The sequence below is a fragment of the Acidovorax sp. FG48 genome (assembly GCF_057809085.1).
This window is the reverse complement of sequence record NZ_JBMDJH010000004.1, coordinates 269,676-285,121: the sequence shown is the minus strand read 5'-3', so window position 1 is coordinate 285,121 and position 15,446 is coordinate 269,676. Positions and strand designations below refer to the sequence as shown.

General features: G+C 52.7%; 10 protein-coding genes. 1 reads left to right on the top strand and 9 read right to left on the bottom strand.

Annotated features, from left to right (window positions below):
- Positions 1–112 precede the first annotated feature (112 nt).
- Complete coding sequence (locus ACODSU_RS08315; protein WP_488841552.1) at positions 113–358, top strand: hypothetical protein; 246 nt, start codon at positions 113–115, stop codon at positions 356–358.
- Positions 359–380: 22 nt separating this feature from the next.
- Here ACODSU_RS08315 and ACODSU_RS08310 read toward each other — a convergent pair whose 3' ends face one another.
- The 9 genes from ACODSU_RS08310 to ACODSU_RS08270 form a co-directional block, all read right to left on the bottom strand.
- Complete coding sequence (locus ACODSU_RS08310) at positions 381–4,025, bottom strand: conjugal transfer protein TraG N-terminal domain-containing protein (protein ID WP_488841550.1); 3,645 nt, start codon at positions 4,023–4,025, stop codon at positions 381–383.
- Positions 4,026–4,036: 11 nt separating this feature from the next.
- Complete coding sequence (locus tag ACODSU_RS08305) at positions 4,037–5,545, bottom strand: conjugal transfer protein TraH (RefSeq protein ID WP_436078802.1); 1,509 nt, start codon at positions 5,543–5,545, stop codon at positions 4,037–4,039.
- The gene (traF, locus tag ACODSU_RS08300) at positions 5,546–6,511 is read right to left on the bottom strand and encodes a conjugal transfer protein TraF (protein ID WP_436078801.1); all 966 of its coding nucleotides are present in this window, start codon (positions 6,509–6,511) and stop codon (positions 5,546–5,548) included.
- A complete protein-coding gene (locus ACODSU_RS08295; RefSeq protein WP_488841547.1) occupies positions 6,508–7,488 on the bottom strand; it encodes an SEL1-like repeat protein in 981 nt (326 codons plus the stop codon). The genes traF and ACODSU_RS08295 overlap by 4 nt, the downstream gene beginning before the upstream one ends.
- Positions 7,489–8,085: 597 nt before the next feature.
- The gene (traN, locus tag ACODSU_RS08290; RefSeq protein ID WP_488841545.1) at positions 8,086–12,069 is read right to left on the bottom strand and encodes a conjugal transfer protein TraN; all 3,984 of its coding nucleotides are present in this window, start codon (positions 12,067–12,069) and stop codon (positions 8,086–8,088) included.
- A 10-nt stretch (positions 12,070–12,079) separates the two neighbouring features.
- Positions 12,080–13,231: a TraU family protein gene (locus ACODSU_RS08285; RefSeq protein WP_488841543.1), complete on the bottom strand. Its 1,152-nt coding sequence runs from the start codon at positions 13,229–13,231 to the stop codon at positions 12,080–12,082.
- Positions 13,231–14,220: a TrbC family F-type conjugative pilus assembly protein gene (locus ACODSU_RS08280; RefSeq protein WP_488841541.1), complete on the bottom strand. Its 990-nt coding sequence runs from the start codon at positions 14,218–14,220 to the stop codon at positions 13,231–13,233. Before ACODSU_RS08280 ends, ACODSU_RS08285 begins: the two co-directional genes overlap by 1 nt.
- A 169-nt stretch (positions 14,221–14,389) precedes the next feature.
- The gene (locus tag ACODSU_RS08275) at positions 14,390–14,953 is read right to left on the bottom strand and encodes a S26 family signal peptidase (RefSeq protein WP_488841539.1); all 564 of its coding nucleotides are present in this window, start codon (positions 14,951–14,953) and stop codon (positions 14,390–14,392) included.
- Between the two features lies 1 nt (position 14,954).
- Entirely contained in the window at positions 14,955–15,437 is a 483-nt protein-coding gene (locus ACODSU_RS08270; protein ID WP_488841537.1) for a TrbI F-type domain-containing protein, read from the bottom strand.
- Positions 15,438–15,446: the final 9 nt, after the last annotated feature.

Here is a 15,446-nt window from a genome sequence, read left to right as displayed (position 1 = left end):
TTGAGTCATATTATCAAAAAAGCTACAAAATCCATTAAGATAGTAGCCCCTGATTAATATGGTTGATTAATCTTTACCGAATGCTATAATTAAGCATAAACGGAGAATACAGATGCCAATCCGCAATTTCCTTTCTATGCTTTTTGGAAGTAGCGACGCTACAAAACAAGAAGAGCCAACTGCAGCTGAACATGGTTATGCTCGGTTGGAAAATGCTCGTCAATGGCTGGACCGTCATCAGTCAACAAAGAGGGCTGTACCTGATTTTGATGACAAGCGTACACCGGACATGCTCGACGATGCTCACGATCCAACACAGTCTCATCTGCCCTTTAATATCTTTAATCGAGACAGATGAAAAGGGGCCCATGGCCCCTTTTTTATCGCCCCTGCATTGGTGCACGACCGCTGCCGTTTGTTGAAGGTTGCGATGAGTTAGGTTTTGAGCTGGGATTCTGTTGAGGTTGCGGTGATGGCGCTTGCCCTCCCCCCCCTGACCCACCACTCAAGTTGATGCCTGCACCTCCACCAAGAGTTGGAAGTGAAGATGAAACTCCCGCTCCCGTTGAGGCTCCAGTGGATGCTGCGCTATCTACATGACTGCTTACGGAATTAACGACTTGTTCGCCAGCGGAAAGGGAGTTTGAAATCGGTACTGCAACGCTCGTAGATGTCTGTTGGCCGTGAGATATTGCTCCATCTACGGCTTGCTCGGCTTTTTGGTAAGCAGCGCCCAAAACTGCAGCTGCCTCTTTTGCAACCGTAGGGTTGTAATCACCTGCCACGTAAGATGAAGCATCACCTGACATAGGAGCGAAAGATGTATTACCAACCGCTCGATCGTGAGCTGCCTCATAGCTGTATGGGTTTCTAGACTGTTGAATGTCCGATTTGGGAGCCAGTACATCCTTGGCCAGGGTATCACCTGTGGCCTGTGCACTTCCAAAAGATCCAGAAGCCGCACCGAATCCACCGGCTGCTGCATTTTCTGCGTCCCTATTAAAATTCGCTGCATTTTTCTCGACAGATGCAGCATTTGCCATTCCTACATCGACCCGGTTTGCTGCATTTTCAGCTTGAGGCTTCAAGGCTTCAGAATTAGATTGCAGTTTTCCATCAACTTCACTCACCAAACTAGCGGCACGAGATAGGGCCTCAGAGTTAATAGCTCCGCCCATTCCTGACTTTTCCGCCATGGTAGCGATTGCCGCAAAACCTGTTGCAGCAGTAGTTTGATTTGGACTCTGCATCATGGAATGCAAAGCTTGCACAGCGGCTGCACCGGCAATTTGGTCGTTACTCATAGTTGCACCCTTACCCTCGTCGCGGAGGCGGGACACGTTAGCTGCTAAAGCCTGCTGAAATTCACCCCCCGCAGCACCCAGAGCAGAACCTAATGCTGATACAACACGATCCATAGCTTGGCGAGAAGTACCTGAGTCTCTGCCGTTGGAATTCATTTGGGTATTTCCCCAAGCAGCCACTAATGCAGTGCCATCAATTGATGAATTCGAATTCGCACCAGCAGATGCTGTCGCCGATCGCGTCAATGATTGTGCTTCACGGGCTGTCTGGGCAGTCTGGAACGATTCTTTCGCAGCATTTGTTGCCGATTCAATGTCACTCGCAGCCTTGGTCAAGGAGGCACTACGGCTTGCTTGAGTACCTGTAGTGTTTGTCGCTCCAGATTGGCTAGTAACCTGTCTTCCGCTTGAAAGGGTGCGATCTGTAGATCCTGACTGGTCAGACGATAATCCCGCCGTTTGAATATTTCCACGGGCAACACTTCCTTCCAACGACCCCTTTAGCTTCAACGCTTTGCCCATAATGCCACCGACTTGGCCTAGTACAGAGCTTGCACCACCTCCGAAATTAGCATCGTGTGAGGCCGCAGCTTTACCAAACTGATCAAGAAGCGAATTACCCTTCGCTGTATCTCCTGCTGCGAGTGCCTTTTCGGCTTGGCCATACAAGGATTGAAGATTTGCAAGGCTTCCCTTCTCAGCTGCCTTCCCACTTGCAGTGGAAAGAGCGCCTGCCTTCTTATCAAGCACGCCTCCAATCGCAGCCATCACACCACCCAAATCAATACTAGCTTCACCGCCAAGGCCCACTCGTGAGGTCTGGCTCGTATCATGTCCAACACGGAAAGTTGTTGCCTGGCCAGAACTGTCGCGTTGCGTATCACTCGCCGTGTTTGCTACCGTATACCCCTCACTCCGCATCGCGCTAGCTACTTCCGAACTTGACACCGCCGTTGATCCAGAGCGACCAGTAGAAAAAATTTGCTGCCACCCCTTTTCGGCCGTTTGAGAAGCGCTTTGTGTTGCTTCCGCCGCCTTGGTATCTGCAGCAGCCGTTGCAACTTGCGCCCCTGCAGTGCTACTTATTGATGGGAGAGTCCCCCCCATTGCCGGCGCGACATTGGCACCGCCTGCGAAAGCACTTCCACCAACACCGCCCGAAATCGCTGCCAAACCACCTCCAATTGACGCAAGTTGAGCCGCACCAGAAGGACCATTTCCCAAACCTGTGGCATTAGGAATTCCAGCTCCAGGCTTGCTACCACCTGAAGAAGGAGATGAACCCTCAGCGACGCTTCCTGCGCCAACCGAAGGTGCAGCCTTAGAAATCATGTTGGAGAGTGCAAACATACTCCCAGACATAATTGCAAACATCATGTATGGCGATGCCTGAAGCATATTAGAGGCAACGATTGTGGTTGAATAAATATGCCTCAAATATCCTGCCATATATTCAGGCGTAAAGCCCAATGGACCAGGCAGTGGAAAATTCAGCAACTGATTCTGGTACCAGCCAGTAATGATCGACATCATTGGAACCCAACTTTGAGTCCACAACCCAAAGAGTAGATATCCGCCGACAACCTTAATACCAGATTCAGGATTTGCAATTGCCACAAACATGACAATTGGAGTCGCAGCTATAAAAATGAAGAACAAAATATCCATGAACTTCGGCGACGCCGTTGTGACCATGAATGCGCTATCCGCTTCAGCTTTGGCCCACTCGAACAAACCAGTATCACGCTTCACCTCTACGATGGTATCGAAACTGGTTTTTCCGGCCCTGGCAAACTGCTCAGCCATTGAAAAGGCCATGACATTTGTAATGGCTACATTGTTGATCTGAGCAGAATCATTTGTTACGTGATTTATTATTTCTAATGTTTCAGACCATTCCCGTGTTGACGGCTGAGCGTTCGCCCACTGTTGATACTTGTTTTGCTGCGTATTCTTCGCAATTCCATCTAGCACCTTCTCAAAGACAGACTCATTGTTCGCTTCAAGGTCGGTAGCAACGTTATTAATGTATTGACGAACTTCTTCACAAGTAGCAGCCTGCCCACCTGAGCCTCCAGGGTTATAAGGATTGTCCGTCGTGTAAATAATAGTTTGGTTGTTTTGAGTAAGCCCTTCAGCAAAGGCACGAAAAACGCTAGGACTTCTATTGAAATCCTTATTACTCATCTCGCCACCGCCACAGTACCTCGATGCTGCGAAAAGAGTTTGCTTCCAATTTTCATCCATACAGCGATCAGGATCGTGAGCGCAACCCACGATAGCCATAAGGGTCTTAGCTGGCGCAAATACCTCAGTTTCTCCACTCGCCGATATAAACTTCGGATTGGCAGAGGACATAACGACTTCAATCTTTTGCGTGACGAACAGGGCAAATGATCCGGCCATCGCCGAAGGCACCGCTATTGCAAAAGGAACATCGTCAACAACCCGCGCTGGTGCAGCGTTTTCAAAATGTTCAACAGTTACTGTCGTTTTCGGCATGAACGCCACCCAAACAATAATAAGCTGTATGAGCATCGTATCAAGCCGCAAGCCACCATTCGCAACGACACCTTTCCCGAGAATGAATAGAAGGGCAATAATCAGCCCCGTCTTAATCATCGACCCTACCCATGAGTCCTGGCCGAAAAACATGGCCATCGAAGTCAGAACACTTCCAATCGTGGCCGGGTCGGAGATTGTGTAGATAGTGAAAGCCATCTCAGGGTCCTCTACTTTCTACTTCCGCCACTGCTGGTTTGGAGGTTGGAACCCGCCAGTGCTCTCATGCTTCTAACTGAATCGATGGACTTATTCATCATGTCAGCCAACTCTGTAGCTGCGGGCCGCTTAAGCGTTTGTGCTTTTAGATACAGATTTTCCTGATATCCCGCAGGCGGGCTAGTTTTGCTTTGCGAGGAAAAGACATTGTTCCCAATCGTCAACAGCTCTGTCGCCAATAGATACTCAAAATATTGAGGCATCATGTTGGCAACTTGAAGACCGAGCAGTTCCGGACCTCCTTTGATATGTTGAACCTCCATCATGGCATTGAGAATAGGAAGCGGAAGTATTTCAATCAGCTTTTTCGATCTTGGGTCAATGCTTGAATTTGTAAGTGGAACCTTGTGGACAAAGGACCCCACAATCGAGTTCGGCGTATAACTCGAACTTGATACGGTCGATGGATTTTCGACCCCAAACATAGCCAAATTAATAACTTTCTGGACACCACCCCAGCTCGACAATGGAATATTTCCAGTTGTCATTCTTTCGCACGCAGAATCAGCGCATTTGTAAACCTTAACTCCAGCATCCGAGAATTTCTCAGGATCAAAGAGCTGCCCCCATTCCGCGATAACAGGCCCATACGGAAGTGGTGGTTGGTCACAACGTTCTGGAGACGAATCCGGGCACGTCGCACCTGTACTGGGAGCGGGCGTAACGATTACTGTCCCGAAAAGGCCGAGGATCATCTCTATTGCCTCGGTCTCACTTAGAAATGCACGAAGGGTGTTTGTGCCCCCATTGAGCGTCTCTTTAGCCGCCCTGTACACCAAATTCCCATACATTGGGTTGTTATCTTTAGTGTTCTCGCTACCACCTTTTGCTGTTTTCGAAGGAGGCTCCGACTGGGACTGATTGTTGGCAGCCAAAGCATCTGAAACCCGATTTGTTGCGGTTTTAAGGTGCTCACCGATTTTCGAAGCCCGCTCCATGAGTTTGTCGGATGCGTCCTTATCGAACATGGCCTTGGCGATCGCACATGTGTTTTTCGCCATTGCATTCAGTTCGCGAATAGCAGCTTCAAGCTCCTGAAGAATGGCTCCACATGGGCTGCACATTCCGTTAATTGCTGACTTGATGGCGAACCCAACGGCATTGGCAGCAATGGATCGCACCAGCTGTTCAAACTGCGCACCATTGATAAACGAAAAGCTTCCAAAGAAAACATCAATACCGCCGCACCCAGCGTCAATTCGTGGCGGAGCAAACTGGAGGATGTTGATGCCCTGCCCTGCAGGTCGAAGCGACATTGAGCCGCCATACACACCCTTCAGCCGCTGGGTGTCGATCATTTGCGGATTGGTCGAGGCCGACACAAACATCTGGTTCATTGCCTCCTTCAAACCCGCCTGGCTGGTGGTAGGAAGGCATGTCAACGTCATCGCCGCAGCCAGCGCGAGCGAGTTAAAGCGAAGCCAGAGGCGTTGATTTCTTTTGGGCTGGGAGTTATTCACTTAGAACCTCTTTTCAATTCGCTGCTGTACGTTCGTGGTCAGGCCATTGGGGTTCGAATCCAACTCCCTACCGATTTCTTTGATGTCGTCTGTCGTCAAGAGACCTCGTTCGTTCGGAAAGGCCTTCTTGCGCAACTCCGCCGACAGCAATCCGGCCTCGTCTCCCGCGTGCAAGATCCGTTCTTCAAGCAGATCCTGTGACAACATTCCCTGCGTCAAAACCGTGATCTTTGCCGGGGGAACGACCAATGCCACGGCAGGTCGGACACCAATTCGCAGGTACTTGGACTGACCGCTGTCAGCGAGCAACTCGTCTTTCGGAGACATCCAGGGGGGTCGCTTTCCATCAGGAGTGATGTAAGTAACGATGAATCCCCTTTCCTTCGCTGTGCGGGCGACAAGTGGGTACTGCAGCGCGCAGAAGGGGCACTTCTCATCCAGGAAGACCCAGAGGCCTGCAGCCTTGTTGATGCTGTTCACAGCCTCAGTACGCTCCTTGTCTGTCAACGCCTGGAAGCTACCTCGTGCCGCGCTTGAAAACGGTGTTCGAATCGACTCATCCAGCAGTGGGTCAAGCAGCGATTGGCGTTGAAACACGTGTGTGAAGTTGCTGGCCTTATCGAGCATCACACGCGTTGCATAGCGATACTTCTGGACGTTCTCGGCCGTTGGATCATCAATGGCAGCATTGAGGATCTGCGGGTATTCCTTTTGGAACCATTCCACAGAAAGCGCACTTGGCTTCGCTGGCTCCACCTTCTTGGGAGGGGCCTGTGGCATGGGAGGCGGCGGAGGCCGCTTAGGAATTGGTTTAGGTTCCGGAGGCTCGGGATCGCGCTGATACCAGAACCAGCCCTCCTCCTTGTCCTTAATGAAACCATCAACCGCGAAGGCCGGGGCCATAAGAATGAGCCCAAACACGGCCATTGCTACTAGAGCAAGGACCCTTGTCAATGCATAGTTCATTCGGCGCATAGGTCTGCAAACTCCAATTCGTGTTTCACTGCCATGACATTTCGGATGCCAGACTCGACGGCCTCTTCAAGCCTTTTTTCTTTCTCAGGGGAAAGCTTCTTGAGACGTGTCTTGAGAGCATCTTCAAAGTCACGGACTTCCTTTGGCCCCCCCATGCGTTGCGCCATTCGCCAGTGGTATTGAGCGAGAAAACCATCTTCATCAGGGATCCACTTAGCGGCGTACATGTCACCGTTCAAAAGCATGATGTCCGCCGACTGCCAGCGCCATCGAGTCATCATCATCCGCAGCTCCTGCATAACTACGGATCTTTCTGAATCGGGTAGTTTGGGGAGGGTTTGAGACAGCAATCGCAAGTAGTGAAAAGCGCCTGGCACATATCCGTTCCTTGCAGAAGCGCGGTAGTGCTCGAATGCGCGCTTTGGATCTGCATCACCGGTGGCACCAGATTCATGGACGAGTCCAGCGATGTAGTGCGCCTGTGAACCCGTGCTACCTCTTGAATTCGGGAGCGATGCACCGCTTTTGGTGAGGACATCGACTATTCGCTTAGCCGTCGCCGCTTCCATAGGATCTGCCCCCCCTTTGAAGAGGATCAGCGCAGCGTTGAGACCCGCATCGGGGGTTTTTGCCCGCTCGTACAAGCGCAGTGCCATGTCTGGATCCTGCTTGAAGCCGTACAACCCTTTACGCGCAGCATCTGCACGTGCCCGAAGCATGGCTGGCTCATTTCTCTTGAGTCGAGCACTTACCTGCTCGATGGCTTTACGGCGCACTGCGGCCGACTCTGGCGTTGAGACTTGCTTGTTTGCATTGGCCAAGGCTACGCAGGATGACAGCCGCGAGTTGTCTTGGGCTGACTCGCGAATTGCTTGGACAACTGGGTCTACAGCGTCAGCAACAGGGCCAGCAGCGAAAGCAGCGAGTACGGGTGAAACGAAGAAAGTAACGGCAAGCGTGCGCAACATCAGAAGATCCTCGCTCTGTCGTTTTTGGGGGCGATTGCTTCGATACGAGGCTCATCTGGTGGAGGAATGATCAAACGACTCTCAGGTAAAGCATCAGGAACTGCGTCCATCTGGACTTGGGCGCCCTTAGTGCGCCTTGTTTCAGATTTTTTTGTGTTCACTCTCGAATCACCTCGTGCCCGCTTCGACGGCCCATGTGACCGTTTGCTCTCGTTTTTAGCGGCCAGGGCCAGAATGCCCAATGCAGCCACGGCCAGGACGGTCACGATCACCAGGAGATACTTGCCTTCCTCTTGCACGTCTGTCTGAAAATGAGTTGGGGGGTCTGATCAATACGATTGCCAGTGCGCCATCGAATGGCTAACAACTGGATGAAGGTCGCTGGTGTGCGCTGTGTATTCGCACTTCCCTGATCGTATGGAATTGGCCCAAAAAAACGGTGCCGAAAAGCGACCTGTTCAGCCCCGTTTCAAGGACCGCAAAAGAAAAAGGGCGCTGACTATGGCCAGCGCCCCCTGAGGTTATGTTTCGAGTTTGACTACGGTTTTTTTTTCAACGGTGGTGTGCAGAAAATGACCATGGTTCTGCTCGAATTTTTCACTTCATCACACACCCAGGATAGGTAAAGGGCATCTTCTTGTCGTTCACATAGCAATGTTGGACACCTTCTTCACGAAGGGATTCGGCAAAGTCGGTCACCTTGTCGGAATTCTGAATCCAGCCCTCTGCGCTCTTGACTGCTCCAACGCGCTGATCAAATTTTCCTTCTTCATCCTTTGCACGTCCAACAGTCATTGTCGATTCCACAGTGTTCTTGGACACACCAAAGTTTGTTCTGGGATCAGCTGGGTTTAGGAGGCCGCTTTCGACCAATGTATCCGTCCACTCCGTTAGATCTACCCGAGACCAATCCACCGAAGCCAACTCAAATGGCGTAAATCCGCCGCAGTTGATATCGCATTTTCCAAGGGGCTGGCCACTGGTACTCGTGCGATATCCATAAGGTCGATTCGCCACCAAGTTCTTCTTGATGATCTGCTCAGACATCACTCGCGCGACAATTGATTTGTAGCAACAGTAGAGTTGCCGCTTTTCAACACACCCAAGCAAAAACACCTTTTTGGCACAACATGAATCAACGAATGTGCATAACTTCCATTTGTCATTCATACCCCACTCGTACTCTTCCTGTTTGCATGCAAAAATGATGTGTCCAATGAGTTGAAGGACCGAGTAGATTTGGAAGACCAAAGCAATGTTCTGCATCATTGCCGTCATCTCAAACCGAGTAGCTCCATTGGCAAGGGTAGTTTCTGAAAAGAACATGGCGGACAACTCAGGACCTCCACCAATAGCTTTCAGTACCTCGCTTGCGGACTTCATCAGCGTTTGGGTAAAGGAGTCGATCACCCCCGAGATTGAAGGCATCTTGACAGGTGCATCAACAGCCAGAGACGCAGGCGGTCCCATGATCTGCCCACCCGAACCAAAGCCTCCAAACAGGTTATCGAAGCCCGCACGGAATGGAGTCACTACTTTGTCTGTAATGAAGCCGGATGCACTGTCCAGCATGTTCTGAACAGGTTTCGCGATCTCGCCCAAGTAGTTGGCCGTTTGGTTGTAAGCGTCGTAGTTCGACATGAACTGCTGGAAAGTCTGGTTGCGCGTAATTTTGTAGAGTGCATACGTCGCTTTCAGGTAGTCGATCCATGATGGTGCCCCGCCCGCGTTTTTCTTCGCCTCCTTGCAGCAGTTGGGAGTCAGGCCAATCTGATGTCCGATTGGGATCTTGCAGTACATCGGTTTGCCGCCGAAGACCATGGGCGTGCAGGCCTGCTCAGCGCTCGTAGGTGTCGCTCCCGTCTCGGCGCACACCATTTCGCTGATCATGAAGTTCAGTGCCTCCATTCCGGAAACTGCCTGGGCAAACTCTCCACCGTGTGAGCCTGTCAGGTTCGGCCGGTGGCACTCGGTGCCGAGGCACCGCATAGCTCCAGTACAAGCGTCGCCAAGCTCCTCCACGACTACTGGAAGGTTCGACTGCTTTGTTGTGCCGCAGTCGTATGCAACGGTCGGGTTGTAGCACTGGCCCGTATAGAGTCCCTCAAACCGAGTGTCACAGCTATCCAGAGCGGGTGCGCGTTTGCACATCCCAGAGGACTCAAGAGGCTTACCCTCAGGGTCGCTCGCAATATGGCAATCTGTACCCCACTCCTCCTGCCCCTTGAAGAACCGCTTGAGGCTTCCTTCATCTTGCATCGTCGAGCAGCTCGTAAATGATTCGCCCTGCGCTTCCCAGCACATTGCGTCTTCGAGCATGGTCAGTCCAGGGCCCGTTGGCGTCGGGTCAGGGCTGTCTCCGCCCTCATAGTCAGGAAAAACAGCGGTGGACTCGGTTCCCCACTTCTTCAGAAGAGTCACGATGCCGCTATTGGGGAGACCAGGCCCAAAGGTCACGCCGCCCACGGTTCTCGTCGGCGACGTAGCTACGCAGGTCAACTTGCCACCACGGCAAAAGCCGTCAGCAACGTACTGCATGTACTTTTCACAACCAGCAAAGGTATTGATCGGGATGTTGTAGGCCTTGGCCATCAACCTCACTTGGTGAAGCGATCCATCACCTGCTGCTGAACCGGTTGGCATCCAATTAGCAGACGCTTCACCATAGTGAGTGAAGTTGCTTGTACCTCCACCTTGCACGTAGACGCCATCAAAGGCATATGTCTTTGGGTCACCACCCATGGGTGTGTGTGTGTACTCGACGTAGTACCCCTCGCTCCCACCTCGCGGATCATCTGGTATCTCGGTCGAGCAGTTCCCGCCAGGGCAAGTAGCAGCTCCCATGATGGTGAAATCAGTGCGAATGGGACCAGCCACGTTGGCGGGGTCCTTCCGGTATGTGAACAGCGGGTTCCCATCCGTATCCTTGATTTGCTTACCCGTCTGGGGGTCGATGATTGGAACCTTGGTCTTCATGAAGGCCCGCACTGTCATGAAGTTGTGTTCGCCCATGTATGTCAGGCCAAACGAACGCTGAATGTTTTTGCAGCCCTGAGGGTATGGATTGATGAGTGTCTCGGAGCACGTGTTGATGTCCGGAATGCCGTATGGCTTGCCCTGATTCACCTCAATCCGAGATATTGCGTCGCGACGGCAACTGCCAATCAGCTCCTGCGCCTTTTCACTGCTTGAGGCATTGAGGCCGCGCATCACGCCTGCGGTGACACCTGCATCGTTCTTGTAGTCCTTGCGTGATGCATTCACCGACAATGTGTCGTTGATGGCCTTGCCATATCGGCGATCGTTTGGGTTTGCCTGATCGTCATACATCAACGCGATGTTGGATCCGAAAGAGCCTGGACAGAACCGAATCACTCCTCCACCCATAGCCGGAACTTCGCAAGTCTCAGGTGGGTCGGGAGGGCACGGAACACCCTCTGTTCCTTCGTAGTAATTGACCTCGGTCTGGTATAGATCTGCAGAGAGATATAGCGCAGATGCCCCGTACGGAAGGGTGTAGCCAAGAACGGGCGTCCACCCATCCGAGGGAGATCCGTAGCTCACGAGACCTTGGTTCACGATGCGCTCAAAAGAACCTGAAGCGTTCTTCATCGCCCACCAGTGGTTGTACGTGAAGAAATTCCTGTTCTTTGGATTCGTAAATGGGGTGTACGTGTAGCGAATGGCAAAGGTCTCATCCACCTTGTCCCACCACACAGTCGATGACGCACCAAGAGTAGCCACACTCATCTTGACCTGGCCGCGCTTGTAGGTACTTGGCTTGGTAATGGTCTGATATTCCACGGGGTTAGTACCGGGAATCGGCTCTTTCACCAGGTCAAAAAACTCCACCTTCAGGATTCGATGATCGGCGGAAGACGGTGCGAGATCAATGTTCTGCAAGGTCAACGGCATGAACTGAGTACGGCGACAGCCATCCCGGCGCAGGTTGCGCTTGTTCTGTTCAGCCAGCGTCTTTGCCTTCTCAGGGTTTGCGTAAATGTCAGCTCCCATCTGATCGAGGCGATTCACCTCCGGGGACGAGAAGCCTGGCATGACCTCATGGAGGTTTACACGACTCCCGCTTGTCTGGTTTACCCCTGGTTCAACTTGTCCAGTCGCAAGGGACTTGTTGCCAGCGTCCATTTGGCCATAGACGGTTGAGCCAATACCCGAGCCTGACTGGGCCCCAGAGACCATTTCCTGTTGGGTACGAGGCTTCACTCTCGCTGCTTGGCGTTCGGCATTCGCCTTCTCGTTTGGATCCGCAACCACCTTTGGTGTTCTCACTGGGGTGGTGTCTTCAGCGAAGTTTGGGGTGCGAAGTTGACCCGTACCCTGGTAACTGCCACTCAGAATCTTTGAAGCTCGCTTGTTGATGAGGGTATCGCTGGTGGCTTCATCTTGGGTAGAGAACTCTTTGCCGCGAGATGTTGATGCCTCGATCTGGGCCTGGGTCGGCTCCTGGTATGGCAAAGACTGTGCATATGCCATGCTCCACATAGCGGGCATCACCCATGTGGCCCATGCCAACATCACGCTCGCGCCAAAGCGCATCGATTTGGAAATTCCAGTATCCATACGTTTTATCTCAGGGGGTGGCGCCGAAGCAGCAGTCGGTCCACTGGAAAATCAAATAGGAATGGTCTTCACCTGTAGCTGGTACATCGCGCCAAACGCCCCAAGCAGCGGTACTCGATCCAGTGGGGTGCGTGCAGGTGCTGAAGCGTGAGGGCGGGTTGACCTCTTGGACTTGAGAAGTCGTAGCCGTAGGTGGTGGGGCGCCTGGCAACCGTCCGTCGGACTCAGGGGACGGAGCGAGCATCTGCCAGCGATAGGCATCCTTGCGGATGATGGGACGCATCTGGCGTTCACAAAGGCTGTCGTTCCCAATGGTTTCATTCAGGAAGCCCAGGCGGTGCATCAGCGAAAGCCCACGCATAGCAGTCAGGCTGGTGAACCCAACGTTGTCCTTCATGTTTCCCACGCCGTTCCCGAAGAACCCTGTGATCGGGTACACAGGGCCCCAGGCCCCGGCCGTCCAGAACATATTGTTCAGAGGCTTTCCTGCTGTCGCGGCAGCTGCATCAATTGGCATTGCGAACAACGAGGTAGCATTCGCAAAGAGCAACATCTCCGGATTGATGAATGTCGTGTACCGACCAAGCACATCGTTCCAGTTTGGGTACAGCGGACTCGCTTGAATCAGATCGAACTCCGTCAACCCATCTGGCGGGCAGGCACCATCGTCCAGCAGGCGGAGCATGTAGACGATTGGGAAGCTGTACAAGACCCAGTTTGCAAAGGCTTCTTGGCGATCGTTACGCCCACGGTTGGCTCCCGAGTTCAGGAACTCAACGCTAGCGACGGGCATCTCGATTCCACCGAGTGATGGCATGCAGTAGGGCTTGCGCGTCACGTCCATGATCTTGGCTGGTGCCCAGAAACCAATGGTGAAACCAATTCTTGGAAGCTGTCCCTTCTTGATGTCACCCCCACAGGCGCAGACAACCTTGCGCGAAGCATCTGCAGGAACACCTGATTTCCCATTCATGAAAGTTCCGCCAGCTAGGCGAATTGGGAACATGCCAGACCAGCAGACATCGGAGAACATGGTTTCCAGCGGGTTGTAGCTGTTGCAGCCAATGTTCAACGCCTCGCCCTGGGCGTGAGCAGGCTTTGCACCACCGATGGAAAGCACCGCCCCGAGAAGGAGCGAAGCGATCGCGCCGAGAAATTTCATCACCGGTTCTCCGGGTCGAAGGAAGAAATGCGCAGGCGGTTTCCGTCTTGCACAACGATTGATGGGACGGAATCGACGCCCATGCGCTCGCTCAGCTTTGCAAGCCATGGGTAGACAGGCCGCTTGAATGCATTGCCCAGTTCAGTCGTCAACGGAGTTTTAGCGTTCCGCGAGGTCAAGTCGCTGCCGATCACAAAAAGGTCAGCATCCTTGTATTCCGGGCGCATGAGCCACGAGCGAACCATCTTGACCTGGCGGGTATCGGACGCATCAAACACGATGACTGGAACCTGGAGCCGCGTGTGATCAAGCAGGTTGAACGACTGCCCTCCCCTAGCCAAAACTGTCTCACCCTGCCCCGCCTGTGATGGCGCAGTGATGTCATGCGGTACGGTGAAGGTAGGCGTGAAATACCGCGTATCGGTACGGTTTGCGGTTGGCAAGTCAAAACCTGGCTTGAGGTTGTTGGCCATGCGCGCCTGTGCGCGAGCTAAAACAGGGGCCCAATCGAATTTCTTCGCCCGGTCCTCGATCACGGCGAGGATGTCTGGCTCTGCGATGGCATACATCTCACCAACAACCTTTCGGCTGCGATTGCGTACGTTCTCCTTCGCAGCATCAAGGCTTTGGGCTCCCTGAACCTCAAACCACTTTGATTGTTCCTTCACCAGAAAGACTGGAACGGCTTCAACCTTGTAGGTGCGAAATGCATTTGGATCAACCTCAAGGGCAATGTGATCGCTATATGGGTCAGGGAACAAGCCGCGCAGCTTGCTTACAAGTGGCCCGAGTTGCTGGGGAGTGAATCCACGGAGCACAAAACGGACTTTCCCTTGGGGAAACTGCATCGCCTGCGCAAAGAGGTGACGAAGGACCCCTTCTGGCATGCCGGCAGAGATGAATACCTGCATCTCATAGTCCATTGATGCTGACTCACCCTCCTTTACGCCTGGAATGGCATTCCGATGACGATCGACAGCTTCATTCATCCACAGAGAAGGCGCCCCCCTTGATGTTCCAAAGCCGAGATCACCCAGACTTTGGCTAGGAGGTGCTGTATGTAGTGGTACGGGCGGAACAGATGAACGATCCGTCCACGGCATGTGGACCTTCTCATCTGCCGTGAAGGCAGTACCAGTGCAGAGCACCGTCAGGACGCTACAGCAAAGGAATCGCGTAACCAATAATTTCTTCACGACGCAGGGTTCCCCAGTATCTGGAATCAAAACTCTCTTTGGTGGTGCCCATCAGGAAGATTTCGTGTTCAACCATGACGGAATCACGGTCGAAATCTCCGGGTGCTTTTCCTGGAATGCTTTTTGACAACCACAACCGATCGGTGTGCTTTTCATTGATCCACAGCTCAGTGCCTTGAATCCGCACTCGATCACCTTCGGTGGCAGCAACTTGTTTGACAATCCTGTCGCCCTTTCGAGCGCCGATGGACATGCCCGTTTCAGGCATCCTGGCCACTACGTAGTCGCCTTTGCGCGGTGTGTCGCGATCAGGCTTGTGCCAGAGATACAAGAGTGACGGCATGCATGCTGGCTCTCCAATGAGGCGCTGTACATCAACGCCAATCCGCAAGCCAGTCAGTAGAAGACCGACCACAACAAGGGCAATAGCCACCAAATCCACAGCCAGAAATCCAATCAAGAATTTCAGCCAGACCGGAATGCTCCTCTTTCTCGCACCTATTTCGGCACCAGCGATCGGGTCCATTTCAGGGCTTGTCCTTTGGCTCATGAGAAGGCTGCATGGCACCGGACTTGAGTAGCTTGGTCCTAATTTCATCGGTCAGATCGACGACGGATTCGGGAGCCGCCACCACGGAGTCTTTGCGAAGTACAACCTTGCCGGTTTCGTCCGCGTATGCCTGGAGGACCTTGATCAGTTCATCGCTGAACTTCTCAGTTTTTGCAGGCATTTCTGCGGGCAGGATTTCACCCTTACGGACCATATCGCCCAGGGCGAGCATTTCTTCACGAGCCAAGGACTCAATGTTGGCTACGAGGAATTGGCCATCACTCTTTGAACCACCCAGCGACAGCCCGATGGCAGGTGCAAACCGGATCGCGAGAATCATGGTCAGGAGTGAAACGACCACGATCACCAAGACATCAAACGCTAGTGCAGCAATGCCCCCGGGGCTACGCTTCTGAGCGACATCTATTGCAACGGGTACGGGTGTAGTTTCTGTAGTCATTTGGTTCTC

Excerpts from the sequence above, each read along its gene's own strand:
- ACODSU_RS08315 (WP_488841552.1), top strand. The coding sequence starts at position 113 with ATGCCAATCCGCAATTTCCTTTCTATGCTTTTTGGAAGTAGCGACGCT.
- ACODSU_RS08310 (WP_488841550.1), bottom strand. The coding sequence starts at position 4,025 with ATGGCTTTCACTATCTACACAATCTCCGACCCGGCCACGATTGGAAGT.
- traF (WP_436078801.1), bottom strand. The coding sequence starts at position 6,511 with ATGAACTATGCATTGACAAGGGTCCTTGCTCTAGTAGCAATGGCCGTG.
- ACODSU_RS08295 (WP_488841547.1), bottom strand. The coding sequence starts at position 7,488 with ATGTTGCGCACGCTTGCCGTTACTTTCTTCGTTTCACCCGTACTCGCT.
- traN (WP_488841545.1), bottom strand. The coding sequence starts at position 12,069 with ATGGATACTGGAATTTCCAAATCGATGCGCTTTGGCGCGAGCGTGATG.
- ACODSU_RS08285 (WP_488841543.1), bottom strand. The coding sequence starts at position 13,231 with ATGAAATTTCTCGGCGCGATCGCTTCGCTCCTTCTCGGGGCGGTGCTT.
- ACODSU_RS08280 (WP_488841541.1), bottom strand. The coding sequence starts at position 14,220 with ATGAATGAAGCTGTCGATCGTCATCGGAATGCCATTCCAGGCGTAAAG.
- ACODSU_RS08275 (WP_488841539.1), bottom strand. The coding sequence starts at position 14,953 with ATGGACCCGATCGCTGGTGCCGAAATAGGTGCGAGAAAGAGGAGCATT.
- ACODSU_RS08270 (WP_488841537.1), bottom strand. The coding sequence starts at position 15,437 with ATGACTACAGAAACTACACCCGTACCCGTTGCAATAGATGTCGCTCAG.